We start from the raw sequence: 21,364 nt of genomic DNA, 5'->3' as shown, positions 1-21,364 counted from the left end.
GGCTCGGTGGGAGCCGGGGTCCGGTGGGAGCCGGTGGTCCGGTGGCAGCCGGGGGTCCGGCGGGAGCCGGGGGTCCGGTGGCAGCCGGGTGGCTCAGTGATCGCCCTCCGCGAGGACCTTCTCGGTCACGGTACGCACCGCGGCCTCGGTCTCACCCGTGAGGGGCAGGCGCGGCGGGCGGGTGGCGCCGCCGGGCCGCCCCGCGATGTCCATGGAGAGCTTGATCGCCTGGACGAACTCGGTCCTGGAGTCCCAGCGCAGCAGCGGGTGCAGGGACCGGTAAAGGGGCAGGGCGTGGTCGAGGTTTCCTTCGACGGCAGCGTGGTACAGCTCGGCGCAGGCGGCGGGGAAGGCGTTGGGGTAGCCCGCGATCCAGCCGACCGCGCCCGCGAGGGCGAGTTCGAGCAGCACGTCGTCGGCGCCGATCAGCAGGTCCAGGCCGGGGGCCAGTTCGGCCAGCTCGTACGCCCGGCGGACGTCCCCGCTGAACTCCTTGACGGCCACGACATGCCCGTCACCGTGGAGCGCGGCCAGGAGGGCGGGGGTGAGGTCGACCTTGGTGTCGATGGGGTTGTTGTACGCGACGACCGGCACTCCCGCCTCGGCGACGGTGGCGTAGTGGGCGCGCACGGCCGGCTCTTCGGCGCGGTACGCGTTGGGCGGGAGCAGCAGCACGGAGCCGCAGCCGGCCTCCCCCGCCTGCTCGGCCCAGCGCCGGGCCTCCGCGCTGCCGTAGGCGGAGACGCCCGGCATCACCCGGGCGCCGTCGCCCGCCGCCTCGACGGCGATCCGCACGACTTGGGCGCGCTCCTCGTCGGTGAGGGTCTGGTACTCGCCGAGGGAGCCGTTGGGGACGACTCCGTCGCAGCCGTTGTCGAGGAGCCAGCGGACATGCTCGGCGTAGGCGTCGTAGTCGACGGACAGGTCGTCGCGCAGCGGGAGCGTGGTGGCGACCATGATGCCGCGCCAGGGGCGGGCGCTGTTCCAGGAGGCAGTGGTGACGGTCATGTGCTGGTCCTTTCAATGCTGTATGACATTGCACAGGTGCGCGAACGTGTTTCGCAAAGTGGTCTTCTCGAACCGGCTCAGGCGGGGGGCTCGCCGTCGGGCTCATCCAGCGCGGCGAGCGCCGACAGCGGGACCGGGGTGGCGAACGGGCGGCGTTCGGCCGGGGGTTCGGGGACGCCGTCGCGGGCCGCGAGGCAGGCCACGGCCGTCCCGCACATACGGCCCTGGCACCAGCCCATGCCGGCCCTTGTGAGCAGTTTGGCGGTCCGCCCGTCACGCGCGCCGAGCTCGGTCACGGCGTGACGGACGCTGCCCGCGGTGACTTCCTCGCAGCGGCACACGTCGGTGTCGTCGGTCAGCCAATGCGTCCATCGCCGCCCGGGCGCGTGCGCGGCGGCCATGACGTCGGCGAAGGCCCGCAGGCGGTTCCGGCGGCGCTGGAGCGCCCGCACCCGGCCCTCGGGGGTCCTCACCTTCCGCAGCCGGGCCGCGGCGGCGATGCCGGCCAGCTCGCCCTCGGTGCGGGCCAGTTCGGCGCCTCCCACTCCCCCGGCCTCGCCTGCCGCCCACAGGCCGCGGACGGAGGTCTCCTGGAGGCCGTCCAGGACGAGGGCGAGGGTGCGGTCGGGGGTGGTGCGGGTGGCGCAGCCGAGGGCTGTGGCCAGCTCGATCTGCGGAGCCAGCCCGTGTCCGACGGCCAGGGCGTCACACGCGATACGGCGCTCCGTGCCCGGTACGGGTGTCCAGTCGTGGTCGAGCCGCGCGACGGTGACGGACTCCAACCGGTCGGTGCCGTGCGCCTCGGTGACCGCGCTGCGCGTGTGCGGGCGGACCCGGTGCCGCGCCAGCGCCGCGCCGTGGACCAGGGCCTCGGCCGTCTTGCGGGGGTTCGCCGCGAGCACGCGGGGGTGCCGGGCGTAGGTCAGGTACGCCGACGCCTCCACCACGGCCGGTACCCGCGCCCCCGCCGCGGCGAGCGACGAGGCGACGGCGAGCAGCAGCGGGCCGCTGCCCGCGACGACGATCCGTCGGCCGGGGAGCACCAGGCCGGACTTGAGCATGGCCTGCGCTCCGCCGGCTCCCACGACTCCGGGCAGCGTCCAGCCCGGGAAGGGAAGGTGCCGCTCGTACGCGCCGGTCGCGAGCAGGACGGCCCGGGCGCGTACGCGGGTGGGTTCCTCGGTGCCGTCGGCGCCGGTGACGGCGTACACCGTCCAGGAGTCCTCGGCCGCCTTCGCCACCGCCCAGACGTGGTGTCCGGCGAGATGGTTCACGCCGCCGGCCACCAGCCGCCGGCTCAGGTCGCGGAAGGGGGACCAGTCGTGGTGCAGGGCCTCGGGCCGTACGGCGCCCATCGGCGGTTCGGGGTGCCGGTAGAACTGTCCGCCGGTCTGCGGCGAGGAGTCCAGCAGGGCGACGGTCAGGCCCCGTTCGGCGGCGGCGACGGCGCCGGCGAGACCGGCGTTGCCCGCGCCGACGACGGCGAGGTCGTACGGTTCACTCGCCGAGGCGGTCATGGCCGTCCCCTTCCTGGGTGGTGATCGTGTCCCCGGGCCGGGCGGGGACCAGGCAGGCGCGGCGGTTGGGCCGCCCGTTGATGGTGGCGAGGCAGTCGTGGCACTGGCCGATGCCGCAGAACACACCGCGCGGGCGGCCCCGGCGCCGGGTCGTGCGCCAGGCGAGGATGCCCGCGCTCCAGAGGGCGGCGGCCACGGACTGGCCGGACAGTGCGGGTACGGGGCGTCCGTCGAAGGTGATCTCGAACGGGGGTCCCGGCCGTGCCCCGACCAGATCGGCGGGGGTGCGGGCCATGGGGGCCTCCTCTCGTGAAGGGGGGCGGAAGGACCGGCCGGGCGGCCGGGCCGGGCGGTGTCGGGGAGACGGGGCGCCGCGACATCAGCGTGCGGAGCCGGCGCCGGATCAGGTGACGGGTCAGGCCGAGGCGAAGCGTTCCGGTCTGAACGGGTGGATGTCCAGGGGTGGTTCCTCGCCGGTGAGGCAGCGGGCGACGACCATGCCGGTCGCCGGGGCGAGGCCGATGCCGGCGCCCTCGTGCCCGCAGGCGTGCAGCAGGCCCGGTACGCGCGGGTCGGGTCCGATGGCGGGCAGGTGGTCGGGCAGGTACGGGCGGAAGCCCGCGTAGGTCCGCATCGCCCGCACCGTGGACAGTACGGGGAACAGGGCCGTGGCACCGGCCGCGAGCCGCCGCAGCACCTCGGTGGAGAGCGTACGGTCGAAGCCGACGCGTTCCCGACTGGCGCCGATGAGGACGGGCCCGGCGGGGGTGCCCTCCACCACGGCCGAGGTCTGGAGGGCCGCGGAGCCGCTGGCGACGTCCGCGACGTAGTCGGCGGCGTACACCTTGTGGCGCACCACGCGCGGCAGCGGTTCGGTGACCAGGACGAAGCCCCGCCGGGGCAGTACGGGGAGGTCCACCCCGGCGCGCCGGGCGATCTCGCCGCCCCGGGTTCCGGCGGCGTTCACCACGTACGGGGCGTGGATCTCCTCGCCGCGGGCGGTCCGCACGCCGAGGACTTCGCCGTGCGCCCCGGTGGGCAGGGCGACGACCTCCTCGCCGAGCCGGAGTCGTACCCGGTCGCCACACGCGCGCAGCAGGTGGGCGGCGGCGAGCGCGGGCATGACCTGGGCGTCCTGGGGGTAGTGGAAGCCGCCGCCCAGGCCGGGGGCGAGGTGGGGTTCGAGGTCGCGCAGCCGGTCGGCCGGGATCTCCCGCGCGGTGACACCGGCCTCGCGCTGTCCGGCGGCGAAGACGCGCAGGGCGCGCATCCGGGTCTCGTCGGAGGCGACGACGAGGCCGCCCTTGGGCTCGTACTCGATCTCCGGCGGGAGTTGCCGGGCGAGCCGCCGCCACAGGCTGGTGGAGAGGAGGGCGAGTTCGAGTTCGGGGCCGGGTTCCTTGTCGGAGAGGAGGAGGTTCCCCTCGCCCGCTCCCGTGGTGTCGCCGGCGACGGGGCCGCGGTCGATCACGGTGACGGTGAGGCCGGCGAGCGCCGCGTAGTACCCGCAGGCCGCGCCGATCACGCCTGCGCCGATGACGATGACGTCCGAGGTGGTTCTTCTGGGCACGGCAGTAATATTTCACATTGCACTGCCGTTGCCAAGGGGTCGCGACAGCCGTCCGGGCCCCCCAGGGAGCCGTCCGGACACGGGTGGATAACGAGCCCCTGGACCTCTTGTCAGTGCAATTTCACATTACTATGTTACAGCTCACTTTCCGGCCGACTCGCGGCCGGCCCTCTCGGCTCTTCGGAAGTGACCACCCATGAACAAGCGCACGCAAGCCGCCCTCGCCACCGCTCTGCTCGCGGCCCTCTGTCTCACCCAGACCGGCTGCTCCGGCTCGGCCGGCCCGCGCGGCAGCGAAGGCGGCGGGAAGAGCAACCGGGCAACGGCCAACAACGGGACGGTGATCGGTGGCACGCCCGTCAAGGGCGGCACCCTGACCATCCTGTCCAACCAGGACTTCAGCCACCTCGACCCCGCGCGCAACTGGGTCGTCGGCGACATGGACTTCGGCGTCCGGCTGCTCTACCGCACGCTCGTGACCTACAAGGCCGCGCCGGGCGCCGAGGGCGGCGAGCTGGTCCCCGACCTCGCCGAGGACCTGGGCACGCCCTCCAACGGCGCGAAGACCTGGACCTTCAGGCTGAAGAAGGGCCTGAAGTACGAGGACGGCACGCCCATCACCGCCCAGGACGTCAAGTACAACGTCGAGCGGTCCTTCTCCCCCGACCTGCCGGGCGGCCCCGACTACGCGGCCCGCTACCTCGCCGGCGCCGAGGGCTACCAGGGCCCGGCCAAGGGCAAGCACCTCGACTCCGTCAAGACGCCCGACGCCCACACCATCGTCTTCGAACTGCGCAAGCCGTTCGCCGAGTTCCCCTACGCGACGGTGCTGCCGACGTTCGCCCCGGTGCCCAAGGCGAAGGACAAGGGCCCCCAGTACGACAACCGGCCCTTCTCCTCGGGTCCGTACAAGATCGAGTCGTACGCCCGCGACAAGCAGCTGGTGCTGGTCCGCAACCCGCACTGGGACCCCGCCACCGACAGCGTGCGCAAGGCCTACCCCGACAAGCTGGTCGTGACGATGGGCCTCAAGGCCAACCAGATCGACGACCGGCTCATCGCCGGCACCGGACCCGACGCCTCCGCCGTGTCCTGGGGCAAGCTGCGCCCCGAGAGCACCCCCAAGGTGCTGCCGAAGCCCGACGTCAAGGCGCGGCTCCTCGCCGAGTCCACCAACTGCACCGAGATGGTGCAGATGCACACCGGCCGTGCCCCCTTCGACAACGTGAAGGTCCGTCAGGCCGTGCAGTACGCCCTCGACCGCGAGGCCGTTCTGACCGCCTCCGGCGGCCCCGCGCTCAACGACATCTCCACCGCGCTCATGCCGGGCTCCCTCTTCGAGGGCGGCAAGCAGCCCGACACCCTGAAGATCCCGCCGACCGGTGACGTGGAGAAGGCCAAGCAGCTCCTCAAGGAGGCGGGCAAGCCGGGCGGGTTCACCACCACCCTCACCGTCTCCAACGGGGACAAGGGCGTCGCAGAGGCGATCCAGCAGTCCCTGGGCCGCGCCGGGATCAAGGTGACCATCGAGACCGTCGACCCGTCCGCCTTCTACGACACCATCGGCGACACCAGGAACCGCACCGACCTCACCTACACCGGCTGGTGCCCGGACTACCCCTCCGGCTCCACCTTCCTGCCCTTCGTCTTCGACGGCCGCTACATCAAGGAGAAGGGCAACTCGGGCAACCACTCCCTCTTCCGCGACGAGCCGACCATGCAGCGGATGGACGAGATCGCCGCGATGAGCGACGCCGCCCAGGCGAACAAGGCGTGGCAGCAGCTGGACGGCGAGATCCTCGCCAAGGCCCCCACCATGCCCACCGTCGTCGAACGCATGCCGCTGCTGGTCGGCACGAACATCGCCGGCGCCTTCGGCCACACCTCCTTCGGCGGCCAGATCGACTACGCCACCGTCGGCCTCAAGGACCTCTCCAAGAGCCAGGGCTGAGGGCGCGCCACACCATGACCACCCCCGCCTCCTCCGCTCCGCCGGGCAGCGGCCCCTGGCAGCTCGCCCGCGCGGAGCTGCGCCGCCGCCCCTCCGTGAAGATCTCCCTCGCCGTGGTCGCCCTCTTCGCGATCATGGCGGTGGGGGCCCCACTGCTCAGCCCGCTGGGCGGCTGGGGTCCCGAGGAGTTCGACAAGAACGCCGTCGACCCCTATCTGGGCGGCCTGCCCATCGGGCCGCTCGGCGGCATCTCGGCCGAGCACTGGCTCGGCGTCGAGCCCGTCAGCGGCCGCGACCTGTTCGCCCGGGTCCTCCATGGCGCCCAGGTCTCGCTGTTCATCGCCCTCGCCGCCACCGCCATCGTGGTCGTCGCCGGAGTGGCCGCGGGCATCGCCGCGGGCTACTTCGGCGGCCGCACCGACGCCGTGCTCTCCCGGCTGATGGACCTCACCATGTCCTTCCCCTCCCTCATCTTCATGATCGCCATGATGTCGGTGGCCCGGGACGTCAACCGGATCGCGCTCATGACCCTGGTCATCGGCCTGTTCGGCTGGCCCGGCATCGCCCGCGTCGTGCGCGGCCAGACCCTCTCGCTCAAACACCGCGAGTACGTCGACGCCGCCCGCGTCGGCGGCTCCGGCCCCTGGCGCATCCTGACCCGCGACATCCTCCCGGGCGTCGCGGGGCCCGTCATCGCGTACACCACCCTGATCATCCCCGGCATGATCGCCACCGAGGCGGCCCTCAGCTACCTGGGCGTCGGCGTGCGCCCGCCCACGCCCTCCTGGGGCCAGATGATCGCCGAGGCCGTCGCCTTCTACGACACGGACCCGATGTACTTCGCCATCCCGAGCCTCTGCCTGTTCCTCACGGTGCTCGCGTTCACGCTGCTCGGCGACGCGCTGCGGGACGTCCTCGACCCCAGGGGAAGCCGCACATGATCCTCTACATCGGCCGCCGGCTCCTCGGCGTGCTCGGCGTCCTCCTCGCCATCGCCGCCGTCACCTTCGTCATCTTCTACGTCCTGCCCTCCGACCCGGCCGCCGCGGCCTGCGGCAAGTCGTGCAGCGCCGAACGGCTCGCGGCGATCCGCGCCCACATGGGCCTCGACGACCCGCTGTGGCGGCAGTTCGCGGACTTCGTCACCGGCATCTTCACCGGCCGCACCGTGGGCAGCGGCGCGTACGCGCTGCACTGCGAGTTCCCCTGCCTGGGCTACTCGTACGAGAACAGCGAGGCGGTGTGGGACCTCCTCGTGGACCGGCTCCCGGTCTCCGCCTCGCTCGCCCTCGGCGCCGCCGTGATCTGGCTGCTCCTCGGCCTGACCGCGGGCGTCACCGCCGCACTGCGCAAGGACACCCTCCTCGACCGCACGCTGATGGTCGGCGCGGTCGCCGCCGCCTCCGTCCCCGTCTACTTCACCTCGGTGATGCTGATCTACGGGCTGATCCGGGTAGCCGGACTGCTGCCCTATCCGCAGTACGTGGCCTTCGGGTCGAACCCCGCCGCGTGGGCGTCGAACCTGATCCTGCCCTGGCTCGCGCTCGCCATCCTGTACGCGGCCATGTACGCGCGGCAGAGCCGCAGCTCGATGATCGAGACGATGGCGGAGCCCTACATCCGCACCGCCCGGGCCAAGGGCCTGCCCCGGCGCACCGTCGTCGTCAAGCACGGTCTGCGGGCCGGGATGACACCGATCCTGACCATCTTCGGCATGGACCTCGGCGGCCTCCTCGCGGGCGCCGTCATCACCGAATCCATCTTCGGCCTGCCCGGCATCGGACGCCTCTTCTACGGCGCCCTCGCCACCGGCGACCAGCCCGTCATCCTCGGCGTCACCCTGCTCGCCGCCGCCTTCATCGTCGTGGCCAACCTGGCCGTCGACCTCCTGTACGCCGTCGTCGATCCACGAGTGAGGTACTGATGGACGACCGACGCGAAACCCTGCTGTCCGTACGGGACCTGACGGTCACCTTCCCGACCAGGCACGGCCCGGTCCGGGCCGTGGACTCCCTCTCCTTCGACGTGCGGCGCGGCCGGACCCTCGGCATCGTCGGCGAGTCCGGCTCCGGCAAGTCCGTCACCTCCCTGGCGATGATGGGCCTGCACACCGGCGCCGCGGTCACCGGCTCCGTCACCCTGGGCGGACGCGAGCTGATCGGCCTGTCCGAGCGCGAACTGAACGCGCTGCGCGGCCGGAAGATGGCGATGATCTTCCAGGACCCGCTGTCCAGCCTCCACCCCTACTACACGGTCGGCGAGCAGATCGCCGAGCACCACCGGGTCCACTTCCGCTCCAGCCGCGCCGCCGCCCGCCGCCGAGCCGTCGCGGCGCTCGGCGAGGTCGGCATCCCCGAACCCCGGCGGCGCGCCGGGGAGTACCCCCACCAGTTCTCCGGCGGCATGCGCCAGCGCGTGATGATCGCCATGGCGCTGGCCTGCGAGCCCGATCTGCTCATCGCGGACGAGCCGACCACCGCCCTGGACGTCACCGTCCAGGCCCAGATCCTGGAGCTGATCGCCCGGCTCCAGCAGGAACGCGGGCTCGCCGTCATCATGATCACGCACGATCTGGGCGTGGTCGCCCGGGTCGCCCACGAGGTCCTGGTCATGTACGGGGGCCGCGCCGCCGAACAAGCCTCGGTGGACGCCCTGTTCGCCGCCCCGGCCCACCCGTACACCCGGGGCCTGCTCGACTCGCTGCCCCGCCTCGACGACGCCGACGACGCCCCGTTGCGGGCGATCCCGGGCAGCCCGCCGTCCCTGCTCCATCCGGCGCCGGGCTGCGCGTTCGCGCCCCGCTGCCCCCGCCTGGCCTCGGCGGGCGGGGACGAGCGGTCCCGGTGCGAGACCGAGCGCCCGCCGCTGCGCGGACCGGCCGGACACCCGGCCGCCTGTCACTTCCCCGCCCACGAAGGCAGCACGTCATGACCACGGAACGCCTCACGACGGAAAACCCGTCGACGGAAGAGCCCTCGAGCGAACAGCCCTCGTCCGAACAGACCGGACACCTGTTGTCCGTCCGGGATCTGACCATGACCTTCCCTGGCCGGCGGGCCCGCTCGGCGCCGGTCCGGGCCGTCGACGGTGTCTCCTTCGACGTGGCCGCCGGCGAGACGCTGGGCCTGGTCGGCGAGTCCGGGTGCGGCAAGTCCACCACCGGCCGGATGATCGTCCGCTTGCTGGAACCCGCCTCCGGGTCCGTCACCTTCGACGGCCGGGACATCAGCCACCTGTCGCAGCGTGCCCTGAAGCCGCTGCGCAAGGACCTGCAGATGGTCTTCCAGGACCCGCACTCCTCCCTCAACCCCCGGCAGAGCGTGGCCCGCATCATCTCCGATCCCCTGATGGTGCACGGGGCGTCGGCGGCCGACGCGCGCAAGCGGGCCGCCGAACTCATGGAGCTGGTCGGCCTCATCCCCGAGCACCTCGACCGCTACCCGCACGAGTTCTCCGGCGGCCAGGCCCAGCGCATCGGCATCGCCCGCGCCCTGGCCACCGGGCCCCGGCTCGTCGTCGCGGACGAACCCGTCTCCGCCCTGGACGTCTCCGTCCAGGCGCAGATCGTCAACCTGATGGAGCGGCTGCAGCGCGAACTGGGGCTCGCGTACCTCTTCATCGCCCATGACCTGTCCGTCGTCAAGCGGGTCTGCGACCGGGTCGCGGTGATGCACCTCGGCCGCATCGTGGAGATCGGCGCGAAGGAACGCGTGTACGCGGCCCCCGCCCACCCCTACACCCGGGCGCTGCTCTCCGCCGTGCCGCTGCCCGACCCCGCCGCCGAGCGGACCCGGGAGCGGATCACCCTGCTCGGTGATCCGCCCAGCCCGGCTGCTCCCCCGCCCGGCTGCACCTTCCATCCGCGCTGTCCCAAGGCCCAGGACGTCTGTCGGTCGGAGGCGCCCGTGCTGCGGACCGCCGGCCCCGGCGAGGGCCGCCAGGTGGCCTGCCACTTCCCCGAAGCCTCCTGAAACGACATCACCTGAAACAGGCGCCGGTGCCCCGGCTCCGCGCTCGCGGAGCCGGGGCACCGGCGTCGTTCACGACGTGGTGACGCGCACCGTGTCGCCGTAGGCGTCGTTGCTCAGCACCTCGATCCGCACTCCGGCCGCCGAGTCCACGAACGACTGACCCACTCCGTACGGAGCGTCGTCCAGCTGGCGGCAGCCGCTCGGCGGTGTGACGGAGGGCTGGGCGTCCATCACCCGGACCGGCCCGTAGCCGGTCCGGACGGACGTGTCGATCTTGTAGACCAGGGCGCCGGTCGCGCAGACGCCGGTGCCCGCCTGTACGGCCCGCCGGGACTCGACGACGTACGCGGTTGTGGAGCTGGTGCGCACCACCGCCATCTTGGTGCCGTTCCCGTACTCGACGGCGGTCAGATAGACGGTGTCGCTGCCCGGCGTCGCCCGGCACAGGACCTGACTGTCGGCGGTCCAGCCGAGCTTCCACGAGTGCCAGGCCAGGTACTGCGAGCCCTTGCCCCCGATGAGCCCCATCACGTCCCAGCCGGCCACGTACCGATGGGCGTCCGTGCCCGCGTCGAAGGCGTACAGGTCGGGCAGGCCGAAGGTGTGGCCGGTCTCGTGGGCCACCAGCTTCGTCCCCCAGGTCCACAGGTCCTGACCGAAGGTGACGGCCCACTCGATCCGGTTGCCGTCCGCGACGACGCCCGCGGTTCCCGGCGCGTAGATGTAGGTGGGCGTGAAGGTGATCTGCGTCGCGTTCTTCGTCGCGACGACGTACACCATGTCGTACGCCGAGAAGTTCACGTACGGGTCGGCGGCGGTGACGGCGTCCTTGAGGTACGCCTCGTGGCTCTCGTGGGTGATGCCGCGGGCATAGCCGTAGTCGGCGGAGTTGCGGGGCATCCGCACCCAGCGCTGGTGCTGGGTGATGTCCAGCCAGACCTTGCCGTACGAGGCGTTCCACAGCCAGTCGGCACCGGGCGTGATCTTCGCCGCGTCCTCGGCCGGGGTCTCGGTGGCGGGGGCGTCGGGGAAGTCCACGAAGATCATGCCGACCTTGATCGTGCCGGTGGGCTTCTTGAACACGGAGTAGTCCGTGTTGTGCCCCTCGTCCGTCCAGCCGGTGGTGCCGGTGAGGGCGCAGGTGGAGACGGTGTCCGCGGCGTGGGCGGACGGGGTGCCGAGCGGGGTGAGGAGCAGCGCGACGAACAGCAGAAGCGCCTGAACGGGTCGCAGGGACCTGGACCACGTCACGGAACCACTTCCTTCCAGTGAATGGCATGTGACATTTCACATAAGATTCAAGCCACGCACTCATCTGTCCGTAAGCTCTCGCCGGCCCATAACATCCGCGCATGGAACTGGAGGTTCGGCATCTACGGGTGGTGTGCGCCATCGCCGACGCCGGCAGCCTCACGCGCGCCGCCGCCGCCCTCGCCATGACCCAGCCCGGACTCAGCACGCAACTGCGCCGCATCGAGAACATGCTGGGCGGCGTTCTGTTCGACCGCAGGCAGGCGGGCGCCACCCTCACCCCCTTCGGCGAACTGGTCCTCGCCCGAGCCCGCGCGATCCTCCCCGGCGTCGACGGCCTGCTCGCCGACACCGCCCGCGCCGCCCGCGCGATGACGGCGGTCGGCCGCGTCCGCGTCGGCTCGGTCGGCGCCCCCTTGCTCGGCCACCTGCTCCTGGCCGTGAAGGACGCACTGCCCGCCGCGGAGGTGACCGCACGCTGCCAGTACTCCCCGGTCCCGCTCCTCGACGACCTCCTGGCAGGCCGGCTCGAAGCGGCGGTCCTCGGTGACCATCCGGACCGCCGGCTCCCCACACCCGAGGGCCTGGCACTCCACCCGATCGCCACCGAACCGGTCTTCGCCCTGCTGCCCGCCGCCCACCCGCTGGCGGAACACGACGAGGTGTCCCTCACCCAGCTGCTGGACGAGGACTGGGCGGCCCCCCGCCCCGACGGCGACCGCACCCGCGAGTACTGGTCGTCCGCCTGCCACGCCCTGGCGGACCGGGCCCCGCATGTCCCCTACGAAGCGGAGGGGCGCCAGCTGGTCGAACTCGTCCGGGCGGGCCTGGCCGTCAGCCTCTGCCAGGCCACCTTCATCGAGGTGCCCGGCGTCGCCGTCCGCCCTCTCGCCGGCCACCCCCTCTGGTACCGCCACCTCCTGGCCTGGCACCACGACGGCCCGCTGGCCCGCCACACCACCGAGATCCTGCGCCGCGTCACCGACGGCTACCGGGAGGCGTGTGCGCAGAGCGGGACGTACACGCGTTGGCGGGAACGGCAGCCTCCGGCACCGGGCGGGGTGTGGCGCTGACGTTCCCGTCAGCGGCGGGCGCGAGCGCCCAGCGTGCGCTTCGGGCGCGGCTCGACGGGTTCGTCGCGCGCCTGGGCCCACAGCGAGCGCACATGGCCCAGGTGGCGGCTCACGCACCGCTCCGCCGCCTCCGCGTCGCCGGCGACCATCAGGTCGAGCAGCTCCAGGTGTTCCTCGGCGGAGGCGACCAGCATGCCCCGCTCGTCCAGGGCGGTCAGCCCGTACAGGCGCGAACGCTTGCGCAGGTCGCCGACCGTCTCCACCAACCGCTCGTTCCCGGCCAGGCCGAGCAGGGAGAGATGGAAGCGACGGTCGGCCTCCAGGTAGCCGATCAGGTCGTGCTCCCGCGCGCAGACCACGATCTCCTCGGCGACGGGACGCAGTTCCTCCAGCGCCTCCCTCGTCGCGGTACGGGCGACCCGGCCGACGGTCGGCACTTCGATCAGCGCGCGGAGTTCGGTGTACTGGTCCAGGTCCCGCTCACTGACCTCGGTGATCCGGAAGCCCTTGTTGCGCACCGGCTCCACCAGTCCCTCGCGGGCGAGGTCCAGCATCGCCTCGCGCACCGGTGTCGCGGAGACGCCGAAGTCCGCCGCCAGACCGGGCGCCGAGTAGACGTTGCCGGGCCGCAGCTCCCCGGCGATCAGAGCCGCGCGCAGGGCGTGCGCGACCTTGTCCCGCAGGCGCTCCTGCTCGGTCATCAGATTGCGCTGCAATTCGCCCATGCCGGTTCCCTCCGAGATCCACAGACGTCAAGCGTACAATGTCACGTTGCGCGGGTCCGATACGGACCTCGGCGTGACGTCGCGCTCGCGGCCGACGCCGGCGACCGCCCCGCCAGATACGCCTCCCCGTTCGCGTCCGGGAGCACGGAGGCGCCGCTGTCGTCCCGGGCGCACATCCCGCCGAACAGCACCGTCAGGAATCAGCGGATGCTCCACCACCTGGACCCCGGTCATGCCGCTGGCCCCGCACGTCGGCATGCGGCCGGGCCTTCGGCCGACGACTCCACACAAACCGGCGTGCGCCTCAGCCGCCGCTGTTTCCTCCTTGATCAGGCAACGGGAAACCCCGGGAAACCCCCTGGCGGCGAACACGGTGCGCCCGGCACGGTGGGCCCGCTGCGTCCCCGAGAAGCCACTAAGGAAGAAACGTGAGCACCGACAAGCGCACCTTTCCGGCCACGGCCGGCCGCCTCTCACGCATCGGCAGGTCCGTGACGGCGTCGACCGCCGCGGCCATGGTCGTCGGCGGGCTGGCCCTCCTCGCTCCCGCGCCGTCCGCTCACGCGGCGGCCTCCGACTGCGAGGGAGGCCGCAACGGCTTCGTCGACATCTCCGACAACGCGTACAACATCCAGGCGAAGGCCGTCACCCTCTGGAACGAGGGCATCGACATCAGCCTGCAGTACGGGAACGTCAACGGCGTCCAGCGCGGCTGGGCCCTCATCGCGGGCGACGTCCAGCCCGGCAACTCGGTATGGCTCGACTGGTCCCGGGACGGCGGACGCACCTGGATCCAGTGCGGCCCCTTCGTCTCGAAGTACGGCGAGAACAAGACCAGCGCCGCGCAGCGCACCAGCAGCGACCCCAACTGGGTCTTCCGTGCCTGCGGCTCCACCCGGTCCGGCATCCACTGCACCTCACCCTGGTGGTAGCCGCCGGGCGCGCCCCCCATACCCCCTGAGTCTGCGACGCTCCCACAGGAGAACATCCGTGAAACTGTCCCGCACCGCTCTCACGCTCGCCGCGGCCGCCTGCCTCGCGGCGCTGGGAACGCCCGCCTCCGCGGCTCCCCATCCCGCCTCCGGCAGCGCCTCCGACACACACTGCGTCGTTGTCGTCGACCCGCTCGAGCCCGGCCAGGACGTCTCCGAGGTCGCCTCGCGCACCTGCTTCACCGGCAAGGACGCCGCGTCCCGGGCGGATGCCTCCGTGGCGTCGACGACAGCCTCCGTGGAGCTCATGACCTGGGCGACGGACCACAGCTACGGCGGCGAGTACACGCACGTGTACGGCAGTGCGTACTGCGACGGCGCCGGCTACAGCTTCCGTCCCAACAGCTGGTGGTCGAGCCGCCTGTCGTCGTACCTCGTCAGCGGCGGCTGCAACACGTCGTACGCCTCGGGCCCTCGCGGCAACGGCACTTTCGACGGCGACGTGCCGTACGTCGGCGCCGCACTCAACGACGCCGTCACCTCCATCAAGATCTGGCGCGGCTGAGGAAGGGACCGGAGTGGTGCCATCGAACGGCCCACCCCTCACAAAGGACGAAGACTGTGAACCTGAAGAATGTGAAGAGCATGGCGGCCAGAGCAGCGGTCGCGGCCGCTGCTGTCTTCGGCGCGAACATGATCGTGGCTCCGGCCGCTGATGCGGTGACGCCCACGCAGTGCCGCTGGTCGAACCCGGCTCGCTACGAGAAAACAGCCGGCGGCACCTCGCACCGGGTGTCGTACTGTCCGCTGTGGCGCAGTCATGTGCCGGTATACGCCCTGTCGACCGCCGACACCAACAATTCGATCATCGGCTACCTGGAAGTGGGCGGCTACGCGAACTGGTTCGTGTGCCAGATACCCGGCGACCACCACTGGGTGGGCAACTACTCCAACAACATGTGGGCGTACACGATGGCCGACAACGGCAAGTGGGGCTTCGTCTCCCAGGTGGAGTTCTCCGGCGGCGGCTACGGCGTCCCGTCCGCGAACCTGTCCAACTGCTGACGACCGCGAAGTCGTACGGACGTGGCATCAGATGCCGCGAGGGGGAAGGTATGAGAGCAAGACAACTGGGCGGCACCCTGGTCACCGCACTGGTGACCGCGCTGCTGCTCGCCCTGGTCCCGGCGACCACCGCGCAGGCGGCCGGGACGGGTGAACAGAACTGGTGCGCCAAGCAGGGCATCGCCTCGGCCGAGGCCACGCGCGCCATCGAAGCGGCCTGCGCGGAATGGCGAAAGGGCACCTGGTACACGTGGGGTGGCGGGCACGCTGCCGCCCCCGGCCCCACATACGGGGTCGTCGACTTTTCGTCTCTTGAAAGCATCGCGGAGACGCACAAGGACCCGGTGATCAAGGGCCTCGACTGCTCCGGATTCGTGCGGTGGGCCTGGTACCAGGCGCTCGGTACGGATCTGCTGGGCAGAGGGAACACGAAGATGATGTACAACGGGGCAGGTTCCACCTACCAGAGGGTTCTGGGAGCGAGCGGCGGAAAGCCCGCGGTGGAGGACCTGGAGCCCGGCGACCTCGTCTTCACCGCTGTCGACGGAACCGTCGACAGGATCAGCCACGTGATGCTGTACCTCGGCGACGGCTACGTCGTGGAGGAGTACCAGTCCCAGACCCGCGCTCGAGTCATCGACATCAACTCCCGCATCGACAGGGGTCGTCTGGTCGGCGCCGTGCGCATGCCGCAGGGCGGCCAGTTCACACAGCCCGAGCCGTGGGACGCGAGCCTGCAGGCCACCTGGGGAACGGGGATCGCCGTCAAGACGCACCCGAACCTGTCGGCCACGGTGGTCACCAGGCTCGCCGGGCCGGAGCTGGTGCGGGCCAAGTGCCAGCAGCACGCCGAGCGGGTGACGGCCGATGGATACACCAACGACGCCTGGACCTACCTCGCGGACCGCAGGGGCTGGATCAGCAACATCTATCTCAAGGGCCCGGCCTGGTTGCCCGATGTGCCCACGTGCACCGGTGCCGACTTCGACCCGGACATCGGACCGGGTGGCGGCGGCAACGTCACCCAGGGCACGTCGTACGGGACGTGGGGCACCAACGTGGCCATCATGCCGTCGCCGTCGACCTCGGGTACCGCGCTGACCCGGCTGCCGGCCCCGACCACCGTCAAGATCGGCTGTCAGGTACGCGGGCAGTCCGTCACCTCCGACCGCTACACCAACGACGCCTGGTCCTACCTGCCCACGTACGGCGGTTGGGTCACCAACATCTACGTCAAGGGCGCTGCCTGGCTGGCCGGTGTCCCGGCCTGCGACGGCAAGGGAACCTCGACGCCGTCCGGCGCGAAGCCGCACAGCACCTGGGGCACCGACGTCGCGATCCACAGCTACCCCTCCCTCGCATCGGCGGCGGTGGCACGGCTGTCCGGGCCGACCAGCGTGGCCGTCTCGTGCCAGAAGCGCGCGAGCACCGTCACCGAGGCCGGGTACACCAACAACGTCTGGTCCTACCTGCCGGAGTACCAGGGCTGGATCACCAACATCTACATGAAGGGGGACGCCTGGCTGGCCGGCGTCCCGGACTGCGGCAGCAACTCCGGCTCGACGACGGTGGGCTGCACCGACGGCAGTGCCCCTGATTCGGCCGGGGCCCGTTCCCCGCGGACCGCCACCGTCTGGGGCCGCTCCATCGAACTGCGCTACGGCGACACCACCGAGTGCGCCTGGGGCCGGATCGGCAACGGCTCTGTCGGTGACGAGGTGTGGGTCGACCGCAGTGTGGACGGCGGAAAGAGCTGGGACAAGCTTGGCTACACACGGATCACGTCCGGCCGGGACGTGTTCACCCCGCAGTTCAACGACCACGCGGTGGTGATGCGGGCCTGCGGCAAGGCCGGTGACCGCGTGGAGATCGCCTGCACCGGCTGGTTCTGACCGCCGGCGGAGCCGTCCGTGTGTCACCGTACGGGCCATCGGCCCGACACCCGTTCGAGCGCCCTGTGGACCGGAGGTTCCACAGGGCGCACGCCGTTCCAGCACCCCGTCGCCCGCCCTGGAAGGCAGGTGACGCGCGTCGCATCGCCCCCGCCCCCGGCGTGCGGAACCACAGCTGCCACGCTTGCGCCTTAGACCGGGACGGAAGGCGCCTGCGGAACTCCGCAGACGCCAGGCGACACGCGCGACGCGGAGGGCCAGACCCGCTCGCCGTAAGGGGGCGCATCATGGACGGGGCACACAGCAGACCAGCGGACCATGGCGACGGCGCACCGCAGCCGCCACCAGGCCGATCGTTCGGCGAGGCGCTCCGCGAACTACGCCGGCAGCGCGGCCTGTCCCTGACACAACTCGCCCGACGCATCCATTACAGCAAGGGCTACCTCAGCAAGATCGAGACCGGTAGCAAGCCCGTCAACGCGACGCTCGCCCGGCTGTGCGACGACGCCCTTCAGGCCGGTGGCGCCCTGCTCGCGCTGCTCCCACCCGAGGAAAGAAGCGCCGACAACGTCCTCGACCGGCGCCTTTCCACTGCCGCCTCCTTGCCCGCACCGCCCTGCCCCTACCGGGGTCTCGCCTCGTTCGGCACCGAGGACGCCCATCTGTTCTTCGGCCGCGAGCGGGCCACCGCAGCCCTCGTCGAACGCCTCGAGCAACGTGTCGGGACGGGACCGCTCGCCGTCGTCGCGCCGTCCGGCGCCGGCAAGTCGTCCCTGCTACGCGCCGGACTCGTCCCCGCGCTCGCCCGCAATGACCTCGCCGTCCCCGGCTCCGACCGCTGGCCCGTCGCCCTGTCCACGCCGACCGCCCATCCCCTGCAGGCCCTGCTGCGGTCGGTGCGCACCGCACTTGCGGCGGATTCCGCCGACGTCCCGCACGGCGTCTCGCCCAGCGACGGAAACCTGGCCGCGGCGCTGCGGGCGTGGGCCGCGGCCCCGCGTCCACACACGTCCCTGTACGGCGGCACGGCAGGCGCGGACCAGGCCCCGGGCAGCGCCGGCGTCCGACTGGTCGTCGCCGTCGACCAGTTCGAGGAGATCTTCTCCCTCTGCGACGACGAGGCCGAGCGCCGGGCCTACATCGACACCCTGACCGCTCTCGCCGCTCCCGGGCCGGGCGGCGAAACCGCTGTCGCCGCTGTGGTGCTCGGGGTGCGCGCGGACTTCACCGGACGGTGTCTGGACCACCCGCCGCTCGTCCCCGTGTTCACCCACGGCCTGTTCGCGCTGGGCGCCATGACCGCTGCCGAGCTGCGGGAGTGCATCGTGCGGCCTGCCGAGAACTGCGGCCTCGAGCTGGAGCCCGGCCTGGTCGAACTGATGCTGCGCGACCTGGACGCCGCCCGTGCGGCCGACCGTGAAGCGGCCGACGGCCCTGCCCCCGCACCGGGCACCCTTCCGCTGCTCGCCCACGCCCTCATGACGACGTGGCGACAGGGCACCGGCAGGACGATGACGGTGACCGGGTATCTCGCCGCCGGCGGCCTCAAGGGCTCGATCGCCGCGACCGCGGAAGCCGTGTTCACCGGGCTCGACGCCGTCCACCAGGACGCAGCCGTCACGATGCTTCTGCGGCTCGTGCGAGTCGGCGAGGACACCGAGCCCACCCGCCGCCTCGTCAGCACCGAGGCACTTCTCGCCCGTCTTCCCGATCCAGCGTCCGGGCAGGCCGTCCTCGACGCATTCGTGACCGCCCGCCTCGTGACCATCAACTCCGACACCGTCGAGATCGCCCACGAGGCCCTGCTGCGGGCGTGGCCGCGGCTCGCCGGCTGGATCCACGCCGACCGCACCGGCCTGGTTCTCCACCAGCAGCTGAGCACGGCAGCCGCCGAGTGGGAGCGGGAGGGCCGCGACCCTGCGGCCCTCTACCGCGGCACCCGGCTGGCCGCCGCTTCGGAATGGGCCCAGGCAGCCGGCCACTGCGCTGAACTCGCCCTTGTGGAAGAGGAGTTCCTCACCGAGGCAGCGGAGCAGGAGGAGCAGGCGCGACGACAGGTACGCAAGCGTGCCCGGCAACAGCGCAACCTTCTGGCGGTGCTCGGAGTGCTGCTCGCCGTCGCGGTGCTCGCCGGAAGCGTCGCGTTCGAACAGCGGTACGCCGCCGACGAGCAGCGGCGTACCGCCCTGTCTCAGGCGATGGCCGCCCGCTCGGCGGAGCTGGCGGTCGGCCAGCCGGAGGCATCGATGCTCCTTGCCGCCGGCGCCTACGCCACGGCCGAGACCCCCGAGGCCCGCAGCGCCCTGCTCAGCACACAGACGCAGGCATTCGCCGGCCGGCTGACCGGCCACTCCCGTCCCGTGAACACAGTCGCGTTCGCGCCGGACGGACGACTGTTGGCGTCCGCGGCGTCCGACGGCGAGGTGCGGCTGTGGCGCACGTACGGGGAAGGGCCGCGTGCCGCGGCCGTGTTGAGGGGGCACAACGGCCCCGTACGGTCGGTGGCGTTCAGCCCCGACAGCCGGTTTCTGGCGTCGGCGAGCTCCGACGGCACCGTCCGGCTGTGGACGGTGGCCGGTCACCGGGCGGCGGGTGTGCTGACCGGGCACCGGGGCCCCGTCCGGGCCGTCGCCTACTCCCCGGACGGACGGCTTCTGGCGTCCGCCGGAGCCGACGGCACCGTACGCCTCTGGGACCCGGTGCGGCGCCGCTCCACCGCCGTCCTGTCCGGGCACGACGACGAGGTGCTGGCCCTGTCCTTCGCACCCGACGGCCGCACCCTTGCCGCGGGCGGCGCCGGCCGGGCGGTAGTTGTCTGGGACCTGGCGACGCAGGCGCGGCTGGCCGAACTGACCGAACACAGCGGTGACGTGCTGGCGGTGGCTTTCAGCCCGGACGGCGCCACCCTGGCCACCGCCGGCGCGGACCGTACGGTACGGCTGTGGAGCACGCAGCGCTGGCAACTGACGACCTCGCTCGCGGGCCACGACGATGACGTCAACGGCCTGGCGTACGGGCGTGACGGCCACACCATCGTCTCGGCCAGCGGAGACGGCACCGTCCGGCGGTGGGACGTCGCCTCCCGCCGCATCATCGACACGCTGGCGGGCCACACCGACTACGTCCTCGCCGTGGCGGTCGCACCGCACGGCGAGCAGCTGGCCACGGCCGGCTTCGACCACACGGTCGCCCTATGGAACCTTGGGGCCTCGACGCTGGTCGCCCACCCCTTCTCCGAAGCGTGGAACGCCGCGTTCAGCCCGGACGGCAAGTGGCTGGCATCGGCGGGCGCGGACCGCAGCGTACGGCTGTGGGACGTGGCGCGGCGCCGGACCGTCGCCGCGCTGACCGGCCACGAAGGCGCCGTCTACGACGTCGCGTTCAGTCCCGACGGCACACGGCTGGCATCGGCCGGCGCGGACCGCACGGTCCGGATCTGGGACGTCGCGCGGCGCCGGGTCCTCACTGTGCTGAGCGGGCATGAAGGCGCTGTTTTCGACGTCGCGTTCAGTCTCGACGGCACACGGCTGGCGTCGGCGGGCGCGGACCGCAGCGTACGTGTCTGGCGCGCCGACGGTTCCTCCTTCCGGGAGCCGGCCGTGCTGTTGCGGGGGCATACCGACTTCGTGAACTGCGTGGTCTTCGGTCGGGACGGCCGGACGGTGCTGTCGGGGAGTGACGATCTGACTCTGCGGCTGTGGGACGTGGACGGTCTCCGCACCAGGGCCACGTTCACCGGGCACACCGGCTCGGTCCGCGGCTGTACGGTGGCCGGGGACGGCCGCACGGCGGCCAGCGCCGCCAACGACGGCACCGTGCGGCTGTGGGACCTGGCCACCCGCCGGTTCTCAGCGACACTGGTCGGACACAGCGGCTCGGTACGCGGGGTCGCCTTCGCACCCGACGGCCGTACGCTCGCCAGCAGCGGCAACGACCGCACCGTCCGCCTGTGGAACCCAGTCCGCCACCGCCTCCTCGCCACACTCACCGGCCACACACGCGCCGTGTGGGGAGTGACCTTCAGCCCGGACGGCCGCACGCTGGCCAGCAGCGGCAACGACGGCACAGTGCGGCTGTGGAACCCCGACGAGAAGCGGCGCCGCCGCGCGATCTGCGCTCTCACCGGCCCGGTGACTCCCGCCCGATGGCGGCATCTCCTCCAGGGGCACCGCTACGCCCCCGTGTGCGACGGCGCGTGACGCGAGGTTCACGGCGACTCACGCCATGCGCGACCTCACCAGCCTAACGGGCGTCGGACAGATCAATGGTCCCGAGCAGTCCTCGCGCCCTCAGCGCTTGAGAAAGAGCGTTCACTCTCACCCTGTTGCAACGCCCGACGTTCGACGTTGCATTACGCCACAGAGTCGATGCAATGATTTCAAGGCCGTGAGCAGCAGTCATGCCGATTT

17 protein-coding genes are annotated in these 21,364 nt (G+C 72.0%); 11 read left to right on the top strand and 6 right to left on the bottom strand.

Going from position 1 to position 21,364, the window contains the following annotated elements; all coding sequences use genetic code 11:
* Nucleotides 1-93 precede the first annotated feature (93 nt).
* The 4 genes from ACFYV5_RS02085 to ACFYV5_RS02070 all read right to left on the bottom strand — a co-directional run bounded on the left by ACFYV5_RS02085 (nt 94) and on the right by ACFYV5_RS02070 (nt 4,095).
* Nucleotides 94-1,008 carry a dihydrodipicolinate synthase family protein gene (locus ACFYV5_RS02085; protein WP_355106743.1) on the bottom strand — a complete coding sequence of 305 codons (915 nt, stop codon included), beginning with the start codon at nt 1,006-1,008 and terminating at the stop codon, nt 94-96.
* Nucleotides 1,009-1,085: 77 nt separating this feature from the next.
* Entirely contained in the window at nt 1,086-2,525 is a 1,440-nt protein-coding gene (locus tag ACFYV5_RS02080) for an FAD-dependent oxidoreductase (RefSeq protein ID WP_389163230.1), read from the bottom strand.
* Nucleotides 2,506-2,820 (bottom strand): (2Fe-2S)-binding protein, encoded by a 315-nt coding sequence (locus ACFYV5_RS02075; RefSeq protein ID WP_355106739.1) that lies wholly within the window; start codon nt 2,818-2,820, stop codon nt 2,506-2,508. Before ACFYV5_RS02075 ends, ACFYV5_RS02080 begins: the two co-directional genes overlap by 20 nt.
* Nucleotides 2,821-2,940: 120 nt before the next feature.
* Nucleotides 2,941-4,095, bottom strand: coding sequence for an NAD(P)/FAD-dependent oxidoreductase (locus ACFYV5_RS02070; RefSeq protein ID WP_389163227.1), 1,155 nt, complete (start codon nt 4,093-4,095; stop codon nt 2,941-2,943).
* A gap of 196 nt (nt 4,096-4,291) precedes the next feature.
* Here ACFYV5_RS02070 and ACFYV5_RS02065 point away from each other — a divergent pair, with 196 nt between their 5' ends.
* The 5 genes from ACFYV5_RS02065 to ACFYV5_RS02045 all read left to right on the top strand — a co-directional run bounded on the left by ACFYV5_RS02065 (nt 4,292) and on the right by ACFYV5_RS02045 (nt 10,017).
* Nucleotides 4,292-6,046: an ABC transporter substrate-binding protein gene (locus ACFYV5_RS02065; RefSeq protein ID WP_389163225.1), complete on the top strand. Its 1,755-nt coding sequence runs from the start codon at nt 4,292-4,294 to the stop codon at nt 6,044-6,046.
* 14 nt (nt 6,047-6,060) lie between these two features.
* The gene (locus ACFYV5_RS02060; RefSeq protein ID WP_389163222.1) at nt 6,061-6,987 is read left to right on the top strand and encodes an ABC transporter permease; all 927 of its coding nucleotides are present in this window, start codon (nt 6,061-6,063) and stop codon (nt 6,985-6,987) included.
* Nucleotides 6,984-7,970 carry an ABC transporter permease gene (locus tag ACFYV5_RS02055; protein ID WP_355106731.1) on the top strand — a complete coding sequence of 329 codons (987 nt, stop codon included), beginning with the start codon at nt 6,984-6,986 and terminating at the stop codon, nt 7,968-7,970. The genes ACFYV5_RS02060 and ACFYV5_RS02055 overlap by 4 nt, the downstream gene beginning before the upstream one ends.
* Nucleotides 7,970-8,977: an ABC transporter ATP-binding protein gene (locus ACFYV5_RS02050; protein WP_389163218.1), complete on the top strand. Its 1,008-nt coding sequence runs from the start codon at nt 7,970-7,972 to the stop codon at nt 8,975-8,977. Before ACFYV5_RS02055 ends, ACFYV5_RS02050 begins: the two co-directional genes overlap by 1 nt.
* 104 nt (nt 8,978-9,081) lie before the next feature.
* Entirely contained in the window at nt 9,082-10,017 is a 936-nt protein-coding gene (locus tag ACFYV5_RS02045) for an ABC transporter ATP-binding protein (RefSeq protein ID WP_389165019.1), read from the top strand.
* Nucleotides 10,018-10,086: 69 nt separating this feature from the next.
* On the opposite strand, the gene ACFYV5_RS02040 is transcribed toward ACFYV5_RS02045, so the two are convergent.
* A complete protein-coding gene (locus tag ACFYV5_RS02040; protein ID WP_389163215.1) occupies nt 10,087-11,268 on the bottom strand; it encodes a M6 family metalloprotease domain-containing protein in 1,182 nt (393 codons plus the stop codon).
* Nucleotides 11,269-11,369: 101 nt separating this feature from the next.
* Between ACFYV5_RS02040 and ACFYV5_RS02035 the strand changes: the two genes are divergently transcribed.
* Nucleotides 11,370-12,341, top strand: coding sequence for a LysR family transcriptional regulator (locus tag ACFYV5_RS02035; RefSeq protein ID WP_355106725.1), 972 nt, complete (start codon nt 11,370-11,372; stop codon nt 12,339-12,341).
* 8 nt (nt 12,342-12,349) lie between these two features.
* Here the strand turns inward: ACFYV5_RS02035 and ACFYV5_RS02030 are convergent, their stop codons facing one another.
* Nucleotides 12,350-13,066: a GntR family transcriptional regulator gene (locus ACFYV5_RS02030; protein ID WP_355106723.1), complete on the bottom strand. Its 717-nt coding sequence runs from the start codon at nt 13,064-13,066 to the stop codon at nt 12,350-12,352.
* Between the two features lie 428 nt (nt 13,067-13,494).
* Between ACFYV5_RS02030 and ACFYV5_RS02025 the strand changes: the two genes are divergently transcribed.
* The 5 genes from ACFYV5_RS02025 (at nt 13,495) to ACFYV5_RS02005 (ending at nt 21,154) form a co-directional block, all read left to right on the top strand.
* On the top strand, nt 13,495-13,998 hold the full coding sequence (locus ACFYV5_RS02025) for a hypothetical protein (protein ID WP_389163210.1): 504 nt from the start codon (nt 13,495-13,497) through the stop codon (nt 13,996-13,998).
* Nucleotides 13,999-14,056: 58 nt separating this feature from the next.
* A complete protein-coding gene (locus ACFYV5_RS02020; RefSeq protein ID WP_389163207.1) occupies nt 14,057-14,563 on the top strand; it encodes a hypothetical protein in 507 nt (168 codons plus the stop codon).
* 56 nt (nt 14,564-14,619) lie between these two features.
* Nucleotides 14,620-15,063, top strand: a complete 444-nt coding sequence (locus tag ACFYV5_RS02015) for a hypothetical protein (protein ID WP_389163204.1) — start codon at nt 14,620-14,622, stop codon at nt 15,061-15,063.
* A gap of 50 nt (nt 15,064-15,113) precedes the next feature.
* A complete protein-coding gene (locus ACFYV5_RS02010) occupies nt 15,114-16,955 on the top strand; it encodes an NlpC/P60 family protein (protein WP_389163201.1) in 1,842 nt (613 codons plus the stop codon).
* Between the two features lie 287 nt (nt 16,956-17,242).
* Entirely contained in the window at nt 17,243-21,154 is a 3,912-nt protein-coding gene (locus ACFYV5_RS02005) for a helix-turn-helix domain-containing protein (RefSeq protein ID WP_389163198.1), read from the top strand.
* Nucleotides 21,155-21,364 lie beyond the last annotated feature (210 nt).

It is taken from the genome of Streptomyces sp. NPDC003035, from assembly GCF_042888285.1.
Taxonomy (GTDB): Bacteria; Actinomycetota; Actinomycetes; order Streptomycetales; family Streptomycetaceae; genus Streptomyces.
The sequence above is the reverse complement of the archived record's forward strand: the minus strand, read 5'-3'. Positions and strand labels throughout refer to the sequence as shown.

Excerpts from the sequence above, each read along its gene's own strand:
- ACFYV5_RS02065 (WP_389163225.1), top strand. The coding sequence starts at position 4,292 with ATGAACAAGCGCACGCAAGCCGCCCTCGCCACCGCTCTGCTCGCGGCC.
- ACFYV5_RS02055 (WP_355106731.1), top strand. The coding sequence starts at position 6,984 with ATGATCCTCTACATCGGCCGCCGGCTCCTCGGCGTGCTCGGCGTCCTC.
- ACFYV5_RS02045 (WP_389165019.1), top strand. The coding sequence starts at position 9,082 with ATGACCTTCCCTGGCCGGCGGGCCCGCTCGGCGCCGGTCCGGGCCGTC.
- ACFYV5_RS02035 (WP_355106725.1), top strand. The coding sequence starts at position 11,370 with ATGGAACTGGAGGTTCGGCATCTACGGGTGGTGTGCGCCATCGCCGAC.
- ACFYV5_RS02075 (WP_355106739.1), bottom strand. The coding sequence starts at position 2,820 with ATGGCCCGCACCCCCGCCGATCTGGTCGGGGCACGGCCGGGACCCCCG.
- ACFYV5_RS02060 (WP_389163222.1), top strand. The coding sequence starts at position 6,061 with ATGACCACCCCCGCCTCCTCCGCTCCGCCGGGCAGCGGCCCCTGGCAG.
- ACFYV5_RS02005 (WP_389163198.1), top strand. The coding sequence starts at position 17,243 with ATGGACGGGGCACACAGCAGACCAGCGGACCATGGCGACGGCGCACCG.
- ACFYV5_RS02085 (WP_355106743.1), bottom strand. The coding sequence starts at position 1,008 with ATGACCGTCACCACTGCCTCCTGGAACAGCGCCCGCCCCTGGCGCGGC.
- ACFYV5_RS02050 (WP_389163218.1), top strand. The coding sequence starts at position 7,970 with ATGGACGACCGACGCGAAACCCTGCTGTCCGTACGGGACCTGACGGTC.
- ACFYV5_RS02080 (WP_389163230.1), bottom strand. The coding sequence starts at position 2,525 with ATGACCGCCTCGGCGAGTGAACCGTACGACCTCGCCGTCGTCGGCGCG.
- ACFYV5_RS02010 (WP_389163201.1), top strand. The coding sequence starts at position 15,114 with ATGAGAGCAAGACAACTGGGCGGCACCCTGGTCACCGCACTGGTGACC.
- ACFYV5_RS02030 (WP_355106723.1), bottom strand. The coding sequence starts at position 13,066 with ATGGGCGAATTGCAGCGCAATCTGATGACCGAGCAGGAGCGCCTGCGG.